This window comes from Pseudomonas anguilliseptica (assembly GCF_021375795.1).
GTDB lineage: Bacteria > Pseudomonadota > Gammaproteobacteria > Pseudomonadales > Pseudomonadaceae > Aquipseudomonas > Aquipseudomonas anguilliseptica_A.
In genome coordinates this window covers 23,792-46,287 of record NZ_JAEIOI010000008.1, presented here as the reverse complement: position 1 = coordinate 46,287, position 22,496 = coordinate 23,792, and the positions used below count along the sequence as shown (strand labels likewise).

Below are 22,496 nucleotides of genomic sequence, written 5' to 3'. Positions count from 1 at the left end.
GTCGCGCTCGGTCACTTGCTTGACCGCTTCGATCTTGAATTCTTCGGGGTAACGCTGGTTGCTCATGGCACCTCCTAATGGGCCTCAATTATGAGGCTCGGAGGTCTCTAGGGAAGCGGGGCCTATTCACTACCCACTTGATACGACTCGCAATGCCCATATCTACATCCTTGTTAATTTTATGAGGTCGGGATTTTCGTGATGCTCTTCACGCAAGTCAAACTTGAGATGTTTTGTCGTGCCCAGGACGGGCTTGGAAGGGGCAAATAAAAAAGGTTGCTGAAAAGTCGCTGAACCGGGGCTTAAACAGCCTTAATCCACAGCAACTTTCAGCAACCTTTTCTACTGCGGCCCAGTGTTTCCGGGCCTTGTTTGGTGGAGTCGGGGGGATTTGAACCCCCGTCCGCCAGTTCTCCACTGTCGGTACTACATGCTTAGCCGTGTCTATTGAGTTAATCCGCAGCCGCCCGACGGGCAGGGTGCTTTGGACGAGTTGTGTAAGTTTTAGCCACTTCGTCCACAACGTACTACGCGGCGATCCTGTTCTGCATGACAATCACTTCAGGTTTACAGGCATCCCCTAGTGATCGCTGGAGCCGAAGCTACCAGAAGGACTAGTCGCGCCGCTTACGCAGCGAGAGCGTAGCCCTCGTAGTTTTCGTCATTGGCAACTATAGAAAGTTGCAACAGTGGATTTACGACTTCTGTTACCAAGTCGGCATGCACCTCGAGCTTCGCTACCGGCGTCGAATCCTAATCGACCCCAAAGCTTTTGCTGCTGGTACTGGGACGCGAGTTTACGCCAAAGGTTCCACAGCGTCGACCCGGCATTTGTCTGCGGACGCTTTGGGGCGTTGCCGGCTATGATTGCCACCTGCATAACCGACTGTTCTGAATGAGATTGCCGTATGCCGCGTGCACCGCGATATCCCCTGCGTCAATGGATCTGGCGCGCGTTTGTGCAGAGCGCCCTGATCCCGCTGATTCTGGTCGAGTCGGTGTTGATCACGGTGTATCTGCTGAGCAACGCCGCCATCCGCGATGCACAGATCAAGCATTTGCAGGAGAGCGCGCTGGAGGATCTGTCGGCCGCGGTGAAGCGTGAGGGCCAGGTGATCGACGGGCGTTTGCGTTCGGTGGAAGCGCAGGTGCAGATTTTCCGCGATGCGGCGCTGAATGCCCTGCTCAATCAGCGCTTCCAGCCTGATGAGCTGGAGCGCCAGCGTCATGCGCTGACGGATAACGGGGTGTTCTATACCCGCAGCGACGATGGTCGTGCAGCGTCCTTTTATGCCAACAGTACGCCCGTGGCAAAGCAGGATCACGCCAAGGCGCTGCGTCTTTCGCAGCTCGATCCGTTGATGCGCTCAATCCAGGCAGCCAACCCGCGGGTGGCGTCAGCCTATTTCAACAGTTGGGACAGCTATAACCGCATCTACCCGTTTTTCATGACGCCTGAGCAGTATCCCCATGACATGGTGATACCGGATTACAACTTCTATTACCTGGCCGACGCCAAGCACAACCCCGAGCGCAAGGTGGCCTGGACCGATGTTTACCTTGATCCGGCGGGCATGGGCTGGATGATGTCGGCGGTGGCACCGGTGTATCGCGGTGACTTCCTCGAAGGGGTAGTCGGTCTGGATATCACCGTGGGGCAGATGCTTGGCGAGATCGGTGAGCTGGATGTGCCCTGGCATGGTTACGCCATGCTGGTCAGCCGCGATCACAACATCATGGCTCTGCCTCATGCGGGTGAAGAGGATTTCGGCCTGCGCGAGCTGACGGAATATTCCTATGCCGAGGCCGTGCGTCGTGAAGTGCTCAAGCCTGAGGACTTCAATCTGGCCAAGCGTGCCGGCATGCAACCGCTACTGGAGGCCATGGCGGCTGGGCAGGGCAATGTGCAGGAAGTCATGCTCGGTGGGCGCAAGCAGCTGATTGCCTGGAGCGAGATTCCGCAGACTGGCTGGCAACTGCTGTTGGTGGTGGATGAAGCCAATATCTTCAGCGAGACCAACCGCCTGGCCGAGCGTTACCTGCACATCGGTTATTTGCTGATCCTAGGTCTGGCGCTGTTCTACCTGCTGTTTTTCGCCCTGATGTGGCTGCGTTCGCGGCAACTGAGCGAGCAGCTGGTACGGCCCATTGATGGCATTGTCGGGATGATGCGCGAGCTGGGTCAGGGCAATTATCAGCCAGCAACGCCAAACAGCCAGATTGATGAGCTGATGAGTATGGCCACGGCCGTGCAGCAGACCGGTGAGCAGTTGCAGGCCAGCGAAGTGCAGCGGGTTGAGGCACAGCGGATTCTCCAACTGGTGCTGGAAAGCACCACTGAAAGCCTTTGGGAGGTTGAAGCGCAAAGCATGAGCATCAGCCTCAGCGAGCGTTTCCTCAAACGCTTCGGGCTGACGCAGCCGTGCATGACCTTCAGCGAGTTCAATCAGCGCGTGCACCCCAATGATCTGGAGCGCATCCGTCATTTGCGCCAACTGTTTGCCAGCAGCGGTGAGGACCGTTTCGAGGCCGAGTACCGCTACGCCGATGCGCAGGGTGATTATGTGTGGCTGCTCAGCCGCGGCAAGGTATTGGAACGTGATGCTGACGGACGTGCCTTGCGCGCGGCCGGCACGCATGTGGATATCACCCGTCTCAAGCAGGTGCAGGAAGACCTGCGCCGCGCAAGCCTGGAGGCCCAGGCCGCCAGTCAGGCCAAGAGTCGTTTCCTCTCGAGTATGAGCCATGAGCTGCGCACGCCGCTGAATGCGATTTATGGCTTTGGCCAACTGATCGAGCTGGAGGCCCAGGACAAGCCCGATGCCAAGCAGGAAGCCGATTACGCCCGCGAGATCGTCAATGCCAGCCGCCACCTGACCTCTCTGGTCGATGACATTCTTGACCTGTCGAGCATCGAGAGCCGCCGCCAGCAGCTCAAGTTGCAACCGGTGGAAGTCGGTGCGCTGCTGCATGGTTGCGCTGAGCTGGTGCTGCCGGATGTGCAGCAGCGGCAATTACAGTTGCAGGTACTGGCCGAGCCGAATGCGGGGCTGTATGTGCAGGCAGACCCGCGCCGGGTACGCCAGGTGCTGCTTAACCTGCTGTCCAATGCCATCAAGTACAACAGCCCGCAGGGGCTGATCCGGATGGGTTTCGAAGTACGTTCGGATTGCGTGCGGCTGTGGGTTGAAGACAATGGCGCGGGGCTCAGCCTTGAGCAGCAGGCAGGGTTGTTCCAGCCGTTCCAGCGCCTGGGCCGGGAGAACTCCAGCATTCCCGGTACCGGGATTGGCCTGGTGCTTTGCCGGGAGCTGGCCAGTCTGATGGCCGGGGAAATGGGTTTTAGCAGCGCGCTTGGCACGGGCAGCCGTTTCTGGGTTGATCTGCCGGGTGCGGCCGCACCGAGTGCTGTCAGTACGCCGGATGCCGAGCCGCTTGCAGCGCAGCCCAAACAGCTGGCTGAAGTGCTCTGCGTGGAAGATCACCCAGCTTGTCTGAAGGTGGTGCAGGAGGCGTTGCGCGAATTTGCCGAGGTGCGTGGTGCTGGCTCGATCCAGCGCGCTTTGGCCGAGCTGGAGCGCTGCACGCCGACCTTGCTGCTGCTGGATCTGGACCTGCCTGATGGCGATGGATTGCGTGTGCTTGATGCCATGCGCCAGAACCCACGGTTGCAGGCTGTACCGGTGCTGGTGATCAGCGCCGCCGCCGATGAGGAAATATTCAGTGAGGCGCGCCGGCGTGGTGCGCAAGCCTGCCTGGCCAAGCCGATCGACCTGGCGCAGGTGCGCCGTGTAGCGCTGAGCCTGCTGGGGCAGGCGCTTTAAGCAACGCCTTCAGCTATTTGGCTGAAGGCATATGGCCCGTGTTACCCGCGCACATTACTCGCTGGCTTCGAGCAGCTTCAGGGCCTCACCCAGGACCTTGGCCGACTCACCGTGGTTACCGGCCTTGTGCAAAGCTTCGCCTTCGGCGCGTAGCTGCTGCACTTGCGCGAGTACCGTGGCGTCGCTCGGCGGGTCGTTTTTCAGCAGATTATCGATTTTGGCCATATCCGCCGGGCAGTGCATGGCCCAGAGCGAAGTGCTGAGGAGTGCGGTTGCAAGGAACGTGGCAAGACGGCGCATGACAAGGCTCCAGCGATAGGTAGGGCTTTCAGTATAGAAAGCCCTCGCTCGGCGACCGGGCCGTTGGTCACTCAAGGCCTGGCGTGGCTGACCCGATCCAGCAGATAGACCAGCCCGTGATAATCGATACCGCCATGCTGGCTCAGGCCGATTTCGCAGGTGCGGCTGGTGCTGATGCCTTCCTCGCAATATTGCACGGCGGACTTCAGGCTGCGCAGGGCGTGATCGTTCAGCTCGGGCGTAGTAAAGCCCTTGTCGCCGGCAAAGCCGCAGCAGTGAATGCCTTCGGGAATTACCACCTCTGAGGTGCAGCGCCTAACGATATCGATCAGGCCCTGCGCCTCCCCAAGATGCTGGGTGCTGCAGGTGACATGCACCGCCACGGGCTTGTTCTGCGGGGTGATATGCAGGTGGTCGAGCAGATGTTCGCGGATAAATTTCACCGGATCGTGCAGTTTCAGCCGGGCGTCCAAGCCATCCTGCAGCAGCCGCAGGGTGCAAGGGCTGGTGTCGCAGTAGATCGGGTCGAGGCCACCACGGCTGGCCTTGAGCAGGGCGCCGATCAGCTCCTGCTTCTTGCGCTCGGCTTGTTCGGCATAACCCTTGGAGGCAAATGGCTGGCCACAGCAGAGGTTGTCCAGCTCCGCCGGGAACACCACCTGAAAGCCGCCTTTTTCCAGCAGCGCGCGGGTCTTATCGAGTAGCGGCATTTGTTCGCTGTCACCGGCCGCCGGGCCCATGGCGCGGGATACACAGGCGGCCAGATAGACCACCCGTGGTCGGGCATCCGCTATTACGGCAGGCACTTGCAGGCGCTGTACCGCTTGCGGCATCGCTGGCGTCCACTGCGGCACGCGGCCCTGGCTGGCCTTGCTCAGCACCGCCGAGGTGCGGCTAAACAGGGGCGCGCCCATGATCATGCGTGCGCCGTTGGCCACATGCAGCATCAGCCGCGCGCCTTGCAGGGCACGGTGGAAATTATTCGCCAGCCAGTCGGCGCTGCGCGGGCTGTTGGCGTCGCGGGCGCGTAGTTGGCGCACCAGGTCGCCGGTGTTGATGCCCACCGGGCAACGCTGGGCACACAGGCCGGTGGCGGCGCAGGTATCGACGCCCTGGTACTGATAGGCCGCTTCCAGCTCACGGGTGTCGATGCCGGCGCGTTTCTTGGCCTGGATATCACGCCAGATCACGATGCGCTGGCGTGGGCTCAGGGTCAGCCCTTTCGACGGGCACACCGGCTCACAGAAACCGCACTCGATGCACTTGTCGACGATCGCGTCGGCAGCCGGCAGTGGCTTGAGGTTCTTCAGGTGAATGTCGCGATCTTCGGAAAGAATCACGTCAGGGTTGAGGATGCCCTGGGGATCGAGCAGGCGCTTGATTTGCCACATCAGCTGGTAGGCGTCAGTGCCCCATTCCAGCTCAACGAAGGGAGCCATATTGCGTCCGGTGCCGTGCTCGGCCTTGAGCGAGCCGCCGAACTCCACCGCCACCAGTTGCGCGACGTCCTGCATAAAGGCTTTGTAGCGGGTCTTTTCCGCCTCGCTGTCAAAACCCTGGGTGAAGACGAAGTGCAGGTTGCCTTCCAGGGCGTGGCCGAAAATGATCGCTTCGTCGTAACCGTGTTTATCGAATAGCGCGAGCAGGCGGTTGACGCCTTCGGCGAGCTGTTCGATGGGGAAAGTGACGTCCTCGATGATTACCGTGGTGCCGGTCTGACGCACCGCGCCGACGGCGGGGAAGGTGTCTTTACGGATCTTCCACAGCAGGTTGTAAACGCTCGGGTCTTCGCTGAAATCCACCTGCTTTTCCAGGGGGAAGTCGGCGATGGAGGCCATGATCAGCTGCAGCTGCTCGTGCAACAGGCTTTGGCTGGCGGCGCGCGATTCAATCAGCAGTGCACAGGCGCTGTCGGACAGACCTTTGACCCATTCCGGCATGCCGGGCTTGTTCTGCACCGAGCGCAGGCTGCGGCGGTCGAGCAGTTCAACGGCGGATACCGGCTGCTGCTTGAGCAGCGTCACCGCGCGGCAGCAACTCTCTACATCGGGGAACACCAGCAGGGCGCTGGCCTTGTGCGGGTGATCGGGCACGGTGTTGTAGGTCACCGCGCTGATAAAACCGAGGGTGCCTTCGGAGCCCACCAGCAGGTGGCTGAGGATATCCAGCGGCTGGTCGAAATCCACCAGGGCGTTAAGCGACAGGCCGGTGGTGTTTTTCAGCCGGTATTTGTGGCGGATCTTTGCCGCCAGTGCGCTGTTGGCACGGGTCTGTTTGCCCAGCTCGTTCAGTTGCGTCAGCAGGTTCGCATGAGTGGAAAAGAAGCGCGTGACGCTAAGCGGGTCTTCAGTATCCAGCACCGTGCCGTCGGCCAGCACCAGACGGATGCCGGCCAGGGTGTGGTAGCTGTTTTGTGCCGTGCCGCAGCACATGCCGCTGGCGTTGTTGGCGACGATGCCGCCGATTTTGCAGGCGTTGATCGACGCCGGGTCAGGGCCGATCTTGCGCTGAAAGGGCGTCAGTACGGCATTCGCCTGGGCACCGATCACCCCCGGTTGCAGGCGGATCTGGCTGCCCTGGTCGCGGATTTCCCGACCGTTCCAGTTATCGCCGAGCACGATCAGCACCGAGTCGCTGATGGCCTGGCCGGATAGGCTGGTGCCGGCGGCGCGGAAGGTCACCGGCACCTGATGCGCGCTGGCCAGTTTGAGCAGGTCGACCACCTCTAATTCTGCCTCGACGCGTACCACCAGTTTGGGGGTTAACCGGTAGAAGCTGGCATCGGTGCCAAAGGCCAGGGTCGACAGCGGGTCGTCGAAGCGCCGCTCGGCAGGGATCAGGCGTTCGACGGCGGTGAGAAATGCGCTGGGCAGGCTCATGCAGGCTCCGAAGTTAGAGGCAGCGTCAGGACGCAGCGTGGTGCAGTTCGCGCACCAATGAATCGGCATTGATCTCGCTGATCGACTTGGCACCGGTCAGCACCATGGCCACGCACATTTCCTTCTCGATCAGCTCCAGCAGGTTGCTCACGCCTGCGCCACCGTCGGCGGCCAGGGCGTAGATAAAGGCGCGGCCGAGCATCACCGTGTCCGCGCCGAGGGCGATCATGCGTACCACGTCCAGGCCGGTACGGATGCCAGAGTCGGCAAGAATGGCCAACTGGCCTTTTACCGCATCGGCAATTGCCGGCATCGCGCGGGCGCTGGACATCACACCATCGAGTTGGCGGCCGCCGTGGTTGGAGACGACGATGCCGTCGGCACCGAAGCTCACGGCGTCCTTGGCATCCTGAGGATCGAGGATGCCTTTGATCACCATCGGGCCGTCCCAGAACTCACGAATCCACTCCAGGTCCTTCCAGCTGATCGAGGGATCAAAGTTGTTGCCCAGCCAGCCGATATAGTCGGCCAGGCCCGTGGGGTTGCCCCGGTAAGCGGAGATATTGCCGAGGTCATGGGGTTTGCCGAGCAGGCCGACATCCCAGGCCCAGCGCGGGTGGGTCATGGCTTGCAGCATGCGCCGCACGGGCGCATTCGGGCCGCTCATGCCGGAGTGGGCATCGCGGTAACGGGCGCCGGGCACCGGCATATCGACGGTGAACACCAGGGTGGTGACGCCGGCGGCCTTGGCGCGTTCCAGAGCGTTTTTCATAAAACCACGATCTTTCAGCACATACAGCTGAAACCACATCGGCCGGTCGATGGCTGGCGCGACCTCTTCAATCGGGCACACCGAAACGGTCGACAGGGTAAAGGGAATGCCCTTGGCGGCAGCGGCCTTGGCGGCCTGTACTTCACCACGACGGGCGTACATGCCGGTCAGACCGACCGGGGCCAGGGCCACCGGCATGCTCAGGGTTTCATTGAACAGGCGGGTTTCCAGGCTCAGTTCCGACATATTGCGCAGCACGCGCTGGCGCAGGGCAATGTCCGCCAGGTCGGCGACGTTGCGCTTGAGGGTGTGCTCGGCGTAAGCGCCGCCGTCGATGTAGTGAAACAGAAACGGCGGCAGCCGGCGCTGGGCGGCGGCGCGGTAGTCGGTGGAGGCAGAAATGATCATGGAATCACCCAAGCAGGAAAAAGGGTTGTAGCGAAACGTCACTGCGCGCCGCTCCGGCAGCGCGCAGTGCGGCGTGTATCAACTCGCCATCAGCGGGTCGCTGACGCCCAGCACATACACCGCGAACAATGCGATCAGGCCGGTAAACAGCACGTAGTACAGGGTAGGCCAGACGGTCTTGCGCAGGATGCTGCCTTCACGGCCCAGCAGGCCCACGGTAGCCGAGGCGGCGACAACGTTGTGGATCGCCACCATATTGCCGGCGGCAGCGCCGATCGCCTGCACCGCCACGATCAGCGCGCTGGAGATCCCCAGGCTGCTGGCCACGCCGAACTGGAACTGGCTGAACATCATATTGCTGACGGTGTTGGAGCCGGCAATGAAAGCGCCCAGGGCACCCACGCTCGGTGCCAGCAGCGGATAGATACCGCCCACGCTGTCGGCCACCCAGCGCGCCATCAGGATCGGCATGCTCGACAGCTCGGCAGCATTGACCCCGGAGTTGATCAGGATGCGCACCATCGGCACGGTAAACAGCAACACGAAGCCGGCACTGAGCAACACGCTGGACGATTCTTTTACCGCAGTACCCAGCTCGCGCAGTTTCATGCCGTGGAAGAAGAAGGTGGCGATGACCACAGTGACCAGAATCCCGCCCGGCAGGTACAGTGGATCGAAGCTGGCACCAATCCCCGCCTCACCCAGCAGGTCGGGAAATTTCAGCGCCACACTTTTCAGCGCCGCGCTCACTTCAGGGAATACCCGGCTGATCACCAGCAGCATGCCAACCAGCACATAGGGCAGCCAGGCGCGCAGGGCACTCATCGGTTTGGCGGTCAGGTCGTCGAGTTTCATCTCCACGGAGCCTAGCCACTCGCTCGGCCATTTGTCCGCCGGGGCGAAATCCCAGGTGGTTTTTGGCAGCAGAAAACCCACACGTGCAGCGCTGGTGACAATTGCCAGGCCAATCAGACCACCACCCAGTGATGGGAACTCAGGGCCAAGGAACACCCCGGTCAGTACGTAAGGCACGGTAAAGGCCAGGCCGGCGAAAATCGCGAATGGCAGCACTTCAAAGCCGGCTTTCCAGCTTTTCTCGGCACCGAAGAAACGGGTCAGCATCAGCACCATCACCAGCGGCATCACGGTGCCGACAACGGCGTGAATGATCGCCACTTCACTGGTGATCAACTGCAGAAACTGCGCCCAGGACGAACCCTGCTCAACCAGCTGTGCGCCGATGGTGGCCGAGTCCAGGCCGGTGTTGACTCCGACGATGATCGGCGTGCCCACCGCGCCGAAGGACACCGGCGTGCTTTGCACCAGCATGCCGAGCATCACCGCCGCCATGGCCGGGAAACCGATGGCCACCAGCAGCGGCGCGGCGATGGCCGCAGGCGTGCCGAAGCCGGACGCACCCTCGATAAAGCAGCCAAACAGCCAGGCGATGATGATCGCCTGGATGCGCCGATCCGGGCTGATGGTGGCAAAGCCGGCGCGAATTGCGGTGATGCCGCCGGAATGCTTGAGGGTGTTAAGCAGCAGAATCGCGCCGAAGATGATCCACAGCAGGCCGAGGGTGATCAGCAACCCCTGCACGGTGGAGGCCAGCACGCGGTTGAAGCTCATGTCCCAGGCGAACAGCGCGACGCCGGCGGTGAGCAGGTAGACCAGGGGCATGGCATGTTTGGCTGGCCAGCGCAGGCCGATCAGCAGAATGGCGGCGAGCAGGATGGGCGAAAACGCCAGTAGGGCAAGAAGACCTGTCGACATAGTGGTCTCTCCTTAACGCTGCGCGGTGCGCATGGGTGAATGCGGGTACGCATCGGGCTGAAGCGCTGCGGCGGATAGAAGCAATAGAGCCGGCATGGGGGAGACCTCGTAGGATTCTTGGAATTGTTTTAGTGTGGTTAATTGGTAATACCAATTTACAAGACTGCGCGGTCAGGGTAAAAGTGCGGCCGTCGAACTGTCAATTAGCTGCCTTACGACTTTGGTCGTAAGGGTGCGTCTTGCGAGGCCGGACCAGCGGCGATAGGCTTGCCGGCAGCGGGCCGCAAAGGCCCATGGCAGGTGGTCAAACCAGTGGAGTGCGGGATATGGAAGTGGGATCGGTGCGCCAGCGCCGTTTGTCGGACGATATCGTCAGCCAACTGGAAACCATGATTCTCGAAGGCACGCTCAAGGCCGGTGAGCGCTTGCCCGCCGAGCGGGTGCTGGCCGAGCAATTCGGTGTCTCCCGGCCGTCGCTGCGTGAAGCGATCCAGAAGCTGGCGGCCAAGGGCTTGCTGGTCAGCCGGCACGGTGGCGGCAACTATGTGGCGGAGAGCCTGGGCTCGACCTTCAGTGACCCGCTGTTGCACCTGCTGGAACGCAACCCCGACGCGCAGCGCGACCTGCTGGAGTTTCGCCACACCCTCGAGGGCTCCTGTGCTTTTTATGCTGCGCAGCGCGCCACCGAGCTGGATCGCCAGCGCCTGACCGACGCCTTCGCGGCGCTGCAGGACTGTTACAGCCGCAGCGGCAAGGTGACCCGTGCCGAAGAGGGCGCCGCCGATGCCAACTTCCACCTGGCGATTGCCGAAGCCAGCCACAACGCTGTGCTGTTGCACACCATTCGTGGGCTGTTCGACCTGCTCAAGCGTAATGTGGTGACCAATATCGGCGGCATGTACGCCCAGCGTGATGAAACCCGCGACATGCTGATCGAGCAGCACCGCACGCTGTACCAGGCGATTATCGAAGGCCGCGCCGAGGACGCCCGCGCGCTCTCCAACCGGCATATCGACTACGTGCAGGAAGTGCTCGCCGAAGTGCAGCAGCAGGCCCGCCGTGAAGAGCGGGCACAACGCCGCGGTAGCACGCGTTAGCGTCTGGGCAGACGCACAGCGACTTCCAAACCGCCCAGCGGTGAGTCACCGAGGCTGATGCTGCCACGGTGCAGCTCCACTACCCGGCGCACGATGGACAGGCCAAGGCCGGCGCCTTGACCCGCGCCGAGGCGATAGAAGCGTTCGAAGAGTTTTTCCCGCTGCGCTTCGGCTACGCCCGGGCCGCTGTCCTGTACGCGCAGGATAATGGCGTCTGCCTGGGCGTCCAGCTGCACCCGGATACGGCCACTGTCGGGGGTGTATTGCACGGCATTGCTGATCAGGTTCTGCAGCAATGTGCCGAGGCTTGGGCCATCGGCGATCAGCTGATAATCCGCCGGCTCCAGAGCATCCAGGTCGAGTTCCTGATGACGCGCCAGGGCCAGCGGGATCAGTTCTGCCAGCTCGTTGCGCACAAAACCGAGCAGGTCCAGTTCGCCCATCGCCAGTTGCACCACATTGGGGTCCAGGCGGGCCAGCGTCAGCAATTGAGCCACTACCCGGGTGGCGCGTTCGACGCCTGTGCCGAGCTGGCGCAGGGCATCGTTGCGGTCCTGCGGGTCGGGGGCTTCCAGGGCGTTCTGGGCGTGGATGCGCAGTACTGCCAGCGGCGTGCGCAGCTCGTGGGCGGCATCGGCGATAAAGCGCTTTTCCTGATCCAGCAGCTGGTTGACCTGCATCAGCAGGCGATTGAGCGAAGCGCCCATGGGCTCCAGCTCCTGCGGCAGCGGGCCGAAAATCAGCGGTGCAAGGTTGTCCGGTGCGCGGCCGCGGATCGACTCGGCCATGCGTTGCAGGGGCTGCAAGCCAAACCCCACCGCCAGCCAGAGCAGCAATGCCAGCAGCGGCAGGCCGATCAGCAGCGGTTGCAGGCTGCGTCGGGCAATCTTGCCGGACAGCTCGCCGCGTACATCTTCGCGTTCGCCCACCAGTACCCAGTGATGGTCGACGTTGTCGTGCAGCACAAATACCCGCCAGCGGTGCTCACCCAGGGTCAGGGTGTGATAGCCACTGAGGTATTTGGCCAGACGGTTGAGGCGCTCGTTTAACGGTTGCTCGCCGGCCGGCAGGCTGAGGCCAAGCTGGCTGATCATTTCCATCAGCAGGCCTTTGGGCGCACTGGCGGACTGGAACACCAGCTCACCGTTGTCATTGAGCATCTGGAAGGCCAGCTTGCTTTCGTAGCTGTGCCCCAGCAGGCCGTCGAGGCTGCGCGGGCTGTTCTTCAGCAGCAGGGCTTCATCCAGCGCCGCTTGCAGGTCGCGGCGCGAGTCGGCGGACAACTCGTGACGAACCAGGCCCATCAGCACCCGGGAGGTTTGCGCCAGTTGGGCGTCGAACAGCTCTTCCACTTCATGGCTGGCATCGCTGTAGATCTTGTGGCTGATCAGCCCCAGGGTGACGCTCAACAGTGACAGCAGCAGGACCAGCAAACGTGCGCGGATCGAGCGCAACAACTTCGGCATGTTATTTATCCACCAGGTAGCCGACGCCGCGTACAGTGCGGATCAGTTCGGGAAAGAATTTTTTGCGCAGGTGGTGCACGTGTACTTCCAGGGCGTTGCTCTCCAGCTCTTCGTCCCAGCCGTAGAGGGCCTGTTGCAACTTGTCGCGGGTCATCACCCGGCCCGGTTGGGCGAGTAACTCGTGCAGCAGAAGGAATTCCTTGCGCGGCAGATTGACCGCCTGGCCCTGGTAACTGACGGCCTGGCTGACCGGGTCGAGGCTGATGCCACGGTATTCCAGCGCCGGTTGTGGGCGGTTGAAGCTGCGCCGCAGCAGGGCGCGCAGGCGCGCCTTGAGTTCGGCGACATCGAAGGGTTTGACCAGGTAGTCGTCGGCACCGGCATCCAGCCCGGCGATGCGGTCACTGGTCGAGTCGCGGGCGGTCAGCACCAGCACCGGCACCGGATTGGCGGCAGCGCGCAGGTGTTTGAGCACTTGCAGGCCATCCATGCGCGGCAGGCCGAGGTCGAGGATCGCCAGCTCGAAACTTTCGCTGGTCAGGGCATGCAGCGCACTGCTGCCATCCTGCACCCAGTCAACGGTGTAACCCTCGGGCTTGAGTGCAGTACGGATGCCCTCGCCGAGGGCCTTGTCATCTTCGACCAATAGAATTCGCATGTAGACATTCCCGGTTTGTCTATTTGAACCTTCAGGTGCGCCTGCCGTGCCGTAGTGGCAGAGCAGGCGTCACGCAACAGCCTATCACTGCAACTCGGCGTTGACCTGGTTCAGCAAAGCCTGAATTTCCTGTTTACGGCCGACATCAGCCGACTGCCGGTTGGGTCGTGGCGACGCTTGCAGGGCTTTCTCCAGCGCAACCTTGGCTTCTGCGAAGCGTTTGGCGCGGGCCAGGTAATCGCCATAGAAGTAGTTGGGGTCGATGCCATCCGGGTTGATGGCCAGGGCCTGCTTGAGCATGGCCTCGGCCTTTTCGTCATCACCAAAGCCCACCGGCCAGCCGGGGACCTGGTAGTACAGGCTGCCGAGGCTGGTGTAGGCGGAGCCGGACAGCGCCTTGGGGTCGAGTGCCAGGCCCTGTTCCAGGCTGGCCTTGGCCTCTTTGACCAGGCCCAGCGCACCCAGGCCGCCCTTGGCGCCGGCGTAAGTGCTGAGGATGATGCCGTTCCAGATCTGCAACTCGGCGGCGTTCGGCTCGGCGGCGACGGCTTGTTGCGCTTGTTTGCTCAGGCTGGCGAAGGCTTTTTCGCGTTGCTCCTTGGGCAACTGGTAGTTGATCTCGGCCCAACGGTCTTGCAGGTTTTGCAGCTGGGCCTGGCCCTGTTCGCTGAGGGCAAAGCTGGGCAGGCTGGTGAGGCAGAGCAGGGCGCAGGCGGCGTTACGGAGCAGCTTCATTGGGGTGTCCTCTTAGGGTTTGCTTCGGGCAAAGCGCTGAATGATCGGCAGTTGTTTGCGCAGGGCCTGATCAACCAGGCGCGGCAGCAGGCTGTTGAGGCGTACGAAGAGTTGTTCCGGCCAGCCCAGGTAGCGCTCTTCCTCCTCGCGGCGAATGGCGGCCAGCAGTTGCAGGGCGACGCTGTGCGGGTCGTCCATGGCCACCTTGAGCTCGTCATTCATGGCCACCACATTGGCGGCGTTCATGCTGGTCTGGGTGGCGCGTGGGGCAAAGTAGAGAACCTTGACCTGGGTATCGGCCAGCTCACGGCGCAGGGCTTCGGAGAACCCGCGCAGGGCGAATTTGCTGGCGCAATAGGCGCTGAAGCCGGGGTAGCCGATGGAGCCGAAGGTCGAACCGAGGTTGACCACCAGCGCCCGGCCCTGTTGCCGCAGCAGCGGCAGCAGACGGTGAGTCAGTTGCAGGGTGGCAGTGACGTTGAGTGTGATCAGCTCGGCGATGGCGCTTTCTTCATGCTGCTCGAGCAGGCCGAAGTGATTGACCCCGGCAGCATTGATCAGCGTGTTGATACCGCCGAAACGTTGCGCGGCGGCGACCACCGCTTCACGACCGCTGCGTTCACAGATATCGGCCGCCACCACCGTGATCTTGCCCGCGTGGGCTTTGGCCAATGCCTGCAGGGGTTGCGGCTGGCGGCCGACCAACAGCAGTTGGGCGCCTTCGAGCAGCAGGGCGGCGACCAATGCCTGGCCGATTCCACCACTGGCACCGGTAATCACGGCGCGACATTCAGACAGTTTCATGGTGCCTCCTAAGCGCTCAGCGGCAGGCTGCGGAACATGTCGCCATACAGGCGGTAGACCACCTTGGCGGTGTGCACCACGGCGGCTTTGTCGTCGTCGTTGTCGAGCTGGTTCATCAATTTCTTGAAGAACTCGATGTGTTCCAGATCCAGGCTGCCGTGGGAGCTGAGGTAGCTGAACGCCTTGTTTGGCAGTTGCAGCTTGTCCTGGATCACCCCGGCTACCTGGGTGGCCAAGGCAATGCTGGTGCCTTCCAGCACATTGACCATGCCGAAGAAACTCACCGGGTTATGCCGTGCGATGCGGTCGTAGACGTAGCTGACCATCAGTTCGGTGGGTAGTTTGGGCGTGCCGTGGCGCACCGCTTCTTTATCGGCACCGCACACGGCAATGTCGTTGAGCACCCATTCCTGGTGCCCCGTTTCTTCCTCGATGTATTCGCCGATGGCTTCGCGCAGCCACTCCAGCCGCTCCGGCAAACGTGCGCCGCAGGCCATCAGCAATGGCACGGTGTGTTTGACGTGGTGGTAGGCCTCAGTGAGAAAGGCCACGTAGCTGTTCAGGCTGACGGTGCCGGCCATGGCCTGGGCGATGATCGGCGCGCTGAGCAGGTAGTTGCGTTCAGCGCTGGTTTGTTCAAGCAGGGATTCATAGAAGTTCATCAGACATCTCCGTAGCAGGTTTGCTGCGCCATCAACTGTTCGATGGCGTGCTGGTAGTGGTTGAACAGAGCAGCACGGCGCAGGCGGCCATTGCTGGTGGCCAGCTCGTTGCTGGTGCTGAAAGGGGCTGGGGCGCGCAGCCAGTGGTGCACGCGGGCGTAGTCGGGCAAGGCTTGGTTGGCACTGGCCACGGCTTCAGCCAGTTGGCTGTCGCTGGTATTCGGGTAGCGCGGCACCAGCACGGCGACGTTGCCTGGCAGGGCCTCGCCGTATAGCCAGGCCTGGGCAATCGGCAGTTGTTGCACCAGCTCGGCCTCGACCCATTCCGGGTTGACGTTGCGGCCAAAGGCGGTGATGAACTGGTGTTTTTTGCGCCCATGCAGCACCAGAAACGGCCCGTCGAAATGCCCCAGGTCACCAGTGCCCAGCCACTCTGCATCAGGGCATGGTTCGCCCAGGTAGCCGAGCAAGCGTGGGCCTTTGACCAGCACCTCGCCGTCTGTGCCCAGGCGTACCTGCAGGTGTGGCAATGGCTGGCCGACGGTGCCGATGCAGCGGTTTTCCGGGGTGTTCAGGCACACCACCGAGGCGCACTCGGACAGACCGTAGCCTTCGAATACCGGCAGCCCCAGAGCGTCGGCGCGTTGCAGCAAATGGCTGGCGACGCGGCCACCGCCGACGGCGATAAAGCGCAGGCAGCTCGGCACCGGCAGGCCGCGTTCGGCCGCACTGACCAGCGCCAGCAGCAATTGCGGCAGGAGGATCAGGCTATTGGGTTGCGCCTGGGCCAGGGCGCCGAGAAAGCGCGGCAGGTCGAACTGGCTGGCACCCAGCAGGCCGATCTGCGCCATTGGCATCAGCTCAATCCGCGCCCCAGCCAGCAAGGGCGCATAAACCCCGGCAATGTTTTCCAGCAGGGTGGCCAGTGGCAGGACGCACAGGTGGCGTTCGACTGCGCAGCTGGCGCTGGCCTGCACCAGGCTGTGAGCCACGGCCAACTGTGTGGCGATATCCAGGCATACGCCTTTGGGTTGCCCGGTAGTGCCGGAGGTGTAGGTGATCTTGCAGGTGCCGACGGGCAGCGTGCTGACCTGCGCCCGTGGGCGTTGCAGCATGCCGGCCGCGCTAGGGCTGAAACCCAGTGCGCTGAACAGTGCAGTGTTCGGGCCGATCAGGCAGTCGATACTGGCACTGTCGAGCACATGGGCCTGCTGGCCGCTGGAGAAGAAGCCCGGAAGCGGCACGCAAACCAGCCCGGCATGCAGGGTGGCCAGGTCCCAGAGCACCCAGTCGATGCCATTGTCCAGGGCCAGGGCAACGCGCCGCGCGCCCTGCTCCAGCAGTTGCGCACTGCGCTGCTCGACCTCATGCAGCAGCTGGGCGTAGCTCAGTTGCCAAGGGCCTTCACGCAGGGCGCTGGCATCGCCTAGTTCGGCCAGGCGGTTGAACAGTGATTCAGCGGCAGGCCACATCAGGCATGTCCTCCAGGGCATAGAAAGCGTGGTGAGCCAGGCGCGGGTAAGCACCCAGTTGCAGCAGGCGTTGGTGACCGGCGTAGATGTCGCCGGCCATCACCTGCGGTTGGTTGTTGTAGTAGCTGCCCCAGTCCGCCAGTTCATCGCCCACACAATCCGGATTGGCCGGGCCCAGTGCTACGGGCGTCAGACCCAGGCGCTGGAAGCTGTTGAGCAGGGCCAGGGTGCCGGTAAAGGTCACCCAGCGATAACCCAGCGCCACCAGCAGGTCGGTGAGGGCGACGATCAGCAAACGCGCAGCGCCCGGGCTGCCCGCTGCCAGGTTGCCGACCTCAACCAGCTGTGCTCGTTGCGGCGCATTGGCCACCTGCTGGGCTGCAATCACCTGTTCCGCCGGTTGCTGCAGGTAGCGTTCAAGAAACAGCGGGCCACTGGCGGCACCGCGCAGGCCCACTGCGCCGAGCAGTTGCCCGTCGCGATCTTCCAGGCTGAGCAGGCAGGGCATGAAGTGACGGATACGCGCTTGATGCTGAGCGGCAAAGCGCTCGCCGATAAAGGCTTCAATCCCCGCTCGGCGTGGACTTTCATGGTTGGCCAGGTACAGGCTGAGCGGTTGCTCGCGGCCGATCTGTGCAAGTGCAGTGTTTTGATACACCCAAGGCAGCTCCATAAACGGAACCTCGTCTGTGAACTTGGGTGTGAGTGTCTGCCTGCAGTCTTAACGCCAAATTAAGAACCTGTTTACGATCTGCTGCACGTCGACCCTGCCGCGTTAAAAACAGGCTGGAAGCCGCTTGCGGCTAACGCGCTTCAGCGCGACCTGAAACGAGTAATGCTCATGTACAGCTCGTACACTCCGCTTCCTCGCCTCTTTTTGCCTTGCATGGCTCTAGCTCGCTAGATCGTAAACAGGCTCTACGTCGCGAAATATTCTGCGTAAGGTGGCTGTGGGCATTTCATCGCTTGCACTGCAAGCGCAACAGCCCATAGCCTGCTAGGCCTTGCCGGCAGATGGACTGCTGGCTGGATTTGCCCTGACCTTAAGCGCCTACGCTCGGAGATCGTTATGCCCCCTATGGATACTGAGCAACAACTGGCGGCCCGTCTGGCCATTCTGGAAAACCCTGACGCGCAGGACTGCACGGTGTATCGCGCGGATGACCAGGACCCGGAAGCCGAGGAAGTGGATCTGGGTGATGCCAAGGTGCTGTTCTGCGGCCCGTTCGAAGCCCCGGCCGACTGGGATGCTGCAGAGCGTGAAGATTATTTCGGCGACAGCGCGCCGGAGCTGTTCGTCAATGCGCGCATCGAGTGTGAAGCTAAACCGGGTTCCAAAGGCCATTTCACCGTGGATATCGGTGACTACGTGGCCGCCCAGCCCGGCCTGGGTGAAGTCGTGATGTTCTATGTGCACGACTACCTGGAAGACGACACTGGCTGCACCTATGTGCTGCTGCGCGATGAGGAAGTGCTGGAGTAATCCAGCCTTTCCTTCTGCTATGTACCGCCTTGGTATGTGTGTCGTGCGCAGGTAGGTTGGTGTTGAGCGCAGCGAAGCCCAACGAGCTGTGGCATGCCTAGTTGGGCTTCGTCGCCTTGCTCCTCAACCCAACCTACTTGCTGCCTTTCGCCATTCCTCGCTGACCGTCTATCTATCGTTTGCTCTGTAGTACCGGGTTATTACCCGCGCTGGGCGGATCGGGATAACACTCTGTGCTTCTCAATTCATTGAAGGGAGCAGGCACATGGCAGCGAAGAAGATTCTTATGCTGGTCGGCGACTACGTCGAAGACTACGAGGTGATGGTGCCGTTTCAGGCGCTGCTGATGGTCGGTCATCAGGTGCACGCGGTGTGTCCGGACAAGACTGCCGGGCAAAGCGTACGCACCGCCATCCACGATTTTGAAGGCGAGCAGACCTACAGCGAAAAACCGGGGCATAACTTCGCCCTCAACTTCGACTTCGCTCAGGTCAAGGCCGAAAACTACGACGCCCTGTTGATCCCCGGTGGCCGCGCCCCGGAGTACCTGCGCCTGAACGCTCAGGTGCTGGCGCTGGTACAGGCCTTCGACAAGGTTGGCAAACCGATTGCGGCGGTTTGCCATGGCGCGCAATTGCTCGCCGCTGCTGGCGTGCTTAAAGGCCGCGAATGCAGCGCCTACCCGGCCTGTGGCCCGGAAGTGACCCTGGCCGGCGGGCGCTATGTCGATATCGCCGTGGACCAGGCCCATGTGCAGGGCAATCTGGTCACCGCCCCGGCCTGGCCAGCGCACCCCAACTGGCTGGCCGCATTCCTCGGTCTGCTCGGTACGCAGATCACGCTATAAACTGCCGGGGCCGTCAGACCCCAACACTCAGGGAGGTGAGCCGCCATGTGCGAGCTGTATGTCAAAGCCGATCCGATTCTTTACGAGTCCCGTGCCCGCTCGCTGCGCATCCGTGGCGTGGTCACCACCCTGCGCCTGGAAAACCAGTTCTGGGACATCCTGCGCGAAATCGCCGAGGTCGATGGCATGACCACCAATCAGCTGATCACCAAGCTGTATGACGAGGTGATGGACTATCGCGGCGAGGTGGTGAATTTCGCCTCGTTTCTACGCGTCAGCTGCACCCGTTACCTCAGTCAGCGTCGTGCGCCGGCCGAGCTGAGTCTGGTGCGTTCGATCCAGGGTTAAACGCCAGTGGCGATACGCAGCGCAGGGTCACCCAGCGGGTGGCTGAGCGCATCGAAGAAACGCAGTTCCACCTGCTGTTCGGCGAACAGGCTGGCGTAGTGCTGCTTCTGCTGCGCGACAAACAGCGGGTTGTGCGGGTAGATCGAGATGGCCAGGGTTTTCACTCCGGCCTGTTGCAGTGCCTGGGTCAGGTGCTGGTCCTGCGCCGACAGGCTGTGGCCGAAGATGCACAGCCTGTCCTTGGGGTGCGCCAGCTGGCTGTAGCAGAACGATAGATAGTCGCTGCTGCGAATGGCCTTGAGCTTGTCCGCGCTGCTGCCTTCGTTGACGAACAACGGAATATCGCCGAGCTGGTTGATGGCGAAACTGGCCAGCAAGGTGCTTTCCGATGAATTGAGAATACGCGTGCTGCCGTCGATGTTCTTCACCAGGTGCATGCCACCGTGCAGATAGAGCATGCGCGTGGCATGGCCCTGGTGCTGGCTGTTGCCTGGATCGAAGGTTGAGTCCGCACCTCTAAACAGGTTTTCAAATGCGTCCGGCGCCTGCATCACTGCCCAGTAGTTGAGCAAGTCGTAATTGCCGGAATACACCGTCTGGTACTGGCTCAGCGCGCTGTTGATCCGTGTCAGGCGATCAGCCTGCATCTGGCTCCAGGGAATATGCACCGCGCGCACGGCGTGGATCAGCGCTTCCTTGATGGCGAAGTAGCGATGGCGTGGCGAGGACGAGTTGATGGTCAGCGCGGCATTGACCCGGATGCTGTTTTTCAGCGCGCTGAGCACCTGCTCGAAATTGCTGGTGTCCAGGGCGCGGAACACGCTGAGTTCAGTCGGGCTGAGCGGGCGATTGCGCGTAGTCTGCGCCTCGTCGAACAGTGAGAAGTAGGCAAATTTGCGCCATACCGCCAGGCTTGCACCGTTGCCGACCAACAGCTCGGGAAAGCCGATGCTGCTGTTCAGGGTGTTCCAGTCTTCCAGTTCGCCAGTAAATGCCGGGGTTTGCATAATCGCTAGTTGTCGCCTTGGGCCGTCGGGGTTGTGCAGCGCGCGACTTTAACATGGGGCGCGACAACTGCTGGCTTGGCTGACGCCGCCCATTGCACCGCCAGAATGCTGCCCAGCACCGCAATCAAGCCCAGCAGCGCCACGCCGGTGATGCTCTGCCCGAGCAATGCCCAGCCGAGAATCACCGCCACCAGCGGGCTGAGCAAACCCAGTGAGGACACCGCCACCGGTGCCAGCCGGGCGATACCGCGAAACCACAGCACATAAGCCAGCAGCGCGCCGAACAGCGACAGGTAGACGTAGCCCAGCCACTGCAACGGGCTGAGTGACGGCAGCGGCGGGTCGATCAGCCAGGCCACCGGCAGCAGAAACAGACCGCCAATCAGCAGCTGCCAGCCAGTAAAGGCCAGCAGCGGCACAGTCGGCCGCCAGCGCCGTGTCAGGTAGGTGCCGCTGGCCATGCAGGCAGTGCCGACAAAGGCGGCGGCAATCCCGATCGCGTCCCAGCTCGCCCCAGGTGCGAGCAGCAGGGCGGCCATCCCGGCGATCCCGATCACACTGGCAGCAACTGCCACAGACGCCGGTCTTTGACCATCCATCGACCACACCAGGCCCATCACCAGTAGCGGTTGAATCGCCCCGACCACAGCCGCCAACCCACCCGGCAAACGGTACGCGGCGACAAACAGCAACGCCTGGAAGAAGCCGATATTCAGCGCCGCCAACACCAGCAAGCGCGGCCATTCGCTGCGCCGGGGCAGGTAGTGGCTGTACAACACCAACAGCAGGCCGGCGGGCAGGGCACGCAGCAGCGCGGCGGTAAACGGCCGGTCGGGTGGCAGAATCTCGGTGGTGACGATATAGGTCGAACCCCAGATGGCAGGGGCCAGCGCAGTGATCAGCACATTCAGCCAGGGTGTTTTCACGGCAGACGCTCCATGCATTTGTCTTGCATTCAAGATAAAATTTGAAGCTAATAGCAACTTGTCTTGAATTCAAGATAAATTTCAGAGGTAGGTCATGGCAGTCCAGCGACAGATGGATGCGGTCGATGCAATTCTTCAGCAGTGGCAACGCGAACGGCCGGAGCTGGATGTTAGCCCGATGGGCGTGCTCGGCCGGCTGGGGCGCTGCGCAGCATTGCTGCGCCGGGAGCAGGACAAGGTGTTCAGCGACTTTGGCCTGACTGCCTGGGAGTTCGACGTGCTGGCCACCTTGCGCCGCTCCGGTGCGCCGTACTGCCTGGCTCCGACGGCGTTGTTTTCGGCGTTGATGATCACCTCCGGCACCATGACCCGGCAGCTGCAGCAACTGGAAGCCGCTGGCCGGGTCAGCCGCCTGGCCAATCCAAGTGACGCACGCAGCATGCTGGTGCAGTTGACCCCGGCCGGGCTGGAACTGATCGACCGCGCGGTTACCGCGCATGTACAGAATCAGGCGCGCATTGTCGCCCCGCTGGCTGAAGCACAACGGGCGGAGCTGGAGGCGCGGCTAACCGATCTGTTGGCCGTACTGGAACCCGCAGCCGAGTAGATTTCCTGCAATTCCGGCCTTGAGCAGACCGGTTGATGAGGTGAGCAATGAGCAACGAATTAGTGATCGAAGACCTTCAACTGGGTGACGGCAAAGCAGTGGTCAAAGGTGCGCTGATCACCACGCAATACCGTGGCTGCCTGGAGGATGGCACCACGTTCGACTCTTCCTACGAGCGCGGCAAACCGTTCCAGTGTGTGATTGGCACCGGCCGGGTGATCAAGGGCTGGGACCAGGGCCTGATGGGCATGAAGGTCGGTGGCAAACGCAAACTCTTCGTACCGTCGCACCTGGGCTATGGTGAACGCCAGTTCGGCGCGCATATCAAGCCGCATTCCAATTTGATCTTTGAGATTGAGTTGCTGGAAGTGCTGACGCGGGATGATTGAGACAAGGTTCGGTCAGTGCAACCTCGCCTGTGCGATTAA

The 22,496-nt window shown here is 62.0% G+C and carries 20 protein-coding genes and 1 other RNA gene; 7 read left to right on the top strand and 14 right to left on the bottom strand.

Going from position 1 to position 22,496, the window contains the following annotated elements:
* Positions 1–373: 373 nt before the first annotated feature.
* Positions 374–765: a transfer-messenger RNA gene (gene ssrA / locus IOD17_RS18755) on the bottom strand.
* Between the two features lie 143 nt (positions 766–908).
* Between ssrA and IOD17_RS18750 the strand changes: the two genes are divergently transcribed.
* A complete protein-coding gene (locus tag IOD17_RS18750) occupies positions 909–3,824 on the top strand; it encodes an ATP-binding protein (RefSeq protein ID WP_233686544.1) in 2,916 nt (971 codons plus the stop codon).
* 54 nt (positions 3,825–3,878) lie between these two features.
* Here IOD17_RS18750 and IOD17_RS18745 read toward each other — a convergent pair whose 3' ends face one another.
* The 4 genes from IOD17_RS18745 to IOD17_RS18730 form a co-directional block, all read right to left on the bottom strand.
* A complete protein-coding gene (locus tag IOD17_RS18745; RefSeq protein ID WP_233686543.1) occupies positions 3,879–4,124 on the bottom strand; it encodes a hypothetical protein in 246 nt (81 codons plus the stop codon).
* Positions 4,125–4,195: 71 nt separating this feature from the next.
* Positions 4,196–7,003 carry an FAD-binding and (Fe-S)-binding domain-containing protein gene (locus tag IOD17_RS18740; protein WP_233686542.1) on the bottom strand — a complete coding sequence of 936 codons (2,808 nt, stop codon included), beginning with the start codon at positions 7,001–7,003 and terminating at the stop codon, positions 4,196–4,198.
* A gap of 25 nt (positions 7,004–7,028) precedes the next feature.
* Complete coding sequence (lldD, locus tag IOD17_RS18735; protein ID WP_233686541.1) at positions 7,029–8,183, bottom strand: FMN-dependent L-lactate dehydrogenase LldD; 1,155 nt, start codon at positions 8,181–8,183, stop codon at positions 7,029–7,031.
* A gap of 78 nt (positions 8,184–8,261) precedes the next feature.
* The gene (locus tag IOD17_RS18730; protein ID WP_233686540.1) at positions 8,262–9,956 is read right to left on the bottom strand and encodes an L-lactate permease; all 1,695 of its coding nucleotides are present in this window, start codon (positions 9,954–9,956) and stop codon (positions 8,262–8,264) included.
* 326 nt (positions 9,957–10,282) lie between these two features.
* Between IOD17_RS18730 and IOD17_RS18725 the strand changes: the two genes are divergently transcribed.
* A complete protein-coding gene (locus tag IOD17_RS18725) occupies positions 10,283–11,053 on the top strand; it encodes an FCD domain-containing protein (protein ID WP_233686539.1) in 771 nt (256 codons plus the stop codon).
* Here IOD17_RS18725 and IOD17_RS18720 read toward each other — a convergent pair.
* From IOD17_RS18720 to IOD17_RS18690, 7 genes are all read right to left on the bottom strand, one after another.
* A complete protein-coding gene (locus IOD17_RS18720; RefSeq protein ID WP_233686538.1) occupies positions 11,050–12,519 on the bottom strand; it encodes an ATP-binding protein in 1,470 nt (489 codons plus the stop codon). The two genes, IOD17_RS18725 and IOD17_RS18720, sit on opposite strands and share 4 nt — an antisense overlap.
* Position 12,520: 1 nt before the next feature.
* Entirely contained in the window at positions 12,521–13,177 is a 657-nt protein-coding gene (locus IOD17_RS18715; RefSeq protein WP_233686537.1) for a response regulator transcription factor, read from the bottom strand.
* Positions 13,178–13,261: 84 nt separating this feature from the next.
* On the bottom strand, positions 13,262–13,912 hold the full coding sequence (locus IOD17_RS18710) for a tetratricopeptide repeat protein (RefSeq protein WP_233686536.1): 651 nt from the start codon (positions 13,910–13,912) through the stop codon (positions 13,262–13,264).
* Positions 13,913–13,924: 12 nt separating this feature from the next.
* Positions 13,925–14,716, bottom strand: a complete 792-nt coding sequence (locus IOD17_RS18705) for an SDR family oxidoreductase (RefSeq protein WP_233686535.1) — start codon at positions 14,714–14,716, stop codon at positions 13,925–13,927.
* An 8-nt stretch (positions 14,717–14,724) separates the two neighbouring features.
* Complete coding sequence (locus tag IOD17_RS18700; RefSeq protein ID WP_233686534.1) at positions 14,725–15,378, bottom strand: TenA family transcriptional regulator; 654 nt, start codon at positions 15,376–15,378, stop codon at positions 14,725–14,727.
* The gene (locus IOD17_RS18695) at positions 15,378–16,850 is read right to left on the bottom strand and encodes an AMP-binding protein (protein ID WP_233686533.1); all 1,473 of its coding nucleotides are present in this window, start codon (positions 16,848–16,850) and stop codon (positions 15,378–15,380) included. Before IOD17_RS18695 ends, IOD17_RS18700 begins: the two co-directional genes overlap by 1 nt.
* Entirely contained in the window at positions 16,834–17,523 is a 690-nt protein-coding gene (locus tag IOD17_RS18690) for a thermostable hemolysin (protein ID WP_233686532.1), read from the bottom strand. The genes IOD17_RS18695 and IOD17_RS18690 overlap by 17 nt, the downstream gene beginning before the upstream one ends.
* A 396-nt stretch (positions 17,524–17,919) precedes the next feature.
* Between IOD17_RS18690 and IOD17_RS18685 the strand changes: the two genes are divergently transcribed.
* From IOD17_RS18685 to IOD17_RS18675, 3 genes are all read left to right on the top strand, one after another.
* A complete protein-coding gene (locus IOD17_RS18685; RefSeq protein ID WP_233686531.1) occupies positions 17,920–18,333 on the top strand; it encodes a hypothetical protein in 414 nt (137 codons plus the stop codon).
* A gap of 265 nt (positions 18,334–18,598) precedes the next feature.
* The gene (locus IOD17_RS18680; RefSeq protein WP_233686530.1) at positions 18,599–19,180 is read left to right on the top strand and encodes a DJ-1/PfpI family protein; all 582 of its coding nucleotides are present in this window, start codon (positions 18,599–18,601) and stop codon (positions 19,178–19,180) included.
* A 45-nt stretch (positions 19,181–19,225) separates the two neighbouring features.
* On the top strand, positions 19,226–19,528 hold the full coding sequence (locus tag IOD17_RS18675; RefSeq protein ID WP_170048216.1) for a ribbon-helix-helix domain-containing protein: 303 nt from the start codon (positions 19,226–19,228) through the stop codon (positions 19,526–19,528).
* Here IOD17_RS18675 and IOD17_RS18670 read toward each other — a convergent pair.
* Positions 19,525–20,535 (bottom strand): DUF4917 family protein, encoded by a 1,011-nt coding sequence (locus tag IOD17_RS18670; RefSeq protein WP_233686529.1) that lies wholly within the window; start codon positions 20,533–20,535, stop codon positions 19,525–19,527. The genes IOD17_RS18675 and IOD17_RS18670 overlap by 4 nt on opposite strands.
* A 5-nt stretch (positions 20,536–20,540) precedes the next feature.
* Complete coding sequence (locus IOD17_RS18665) at positions 20,541–21,461, bottom strand: DMT family transporter (protein WP_233686528.1); 921 nt, start codon at positions 21,459–21,461, stop codon at positions 20,541–20,543.
* A 94-nt stretch (positions 21,462–21,555) separates the two neighbouring features.
* On the opposite strand from IOD17_RS18665, the gene IOD17_RS18660 reads away from it, so the two are divergent.
* Both IOD17_RS18660 and IOD17_RS18655 read left to right on the top strand, forming a co-directional pair.
* The gene (locus IOD17_RS18660) at positions 21,556–22,068 is read left to right on the top strand and encodes a MarR family winged helix-turn-helix transcriptional regulator (RefSeq protein ID WP_233686527.1); all 513 of its coding nucleotides are present in this window, start codon (positions 21,556–21,558) and stop codon (positions 22,066–22,068) included.
* A gap of 47 nt (positions 22,069–22,115) precedes the next feature.
* Positions 22,116–22,457: an FKBP-type peptidyl-prolyl cis-trans isomerase gene (locus IOD17_RS18655; RefSeq protein WP_233686526.1), complete on the top strand. Its 342-nt coding sequence runs from the start codon at positions 22,116–22,118 to the stop codon at positions 22,455–22,457.
* Positions 22,458–22,496: the final 39 nt, after the last annotated feature.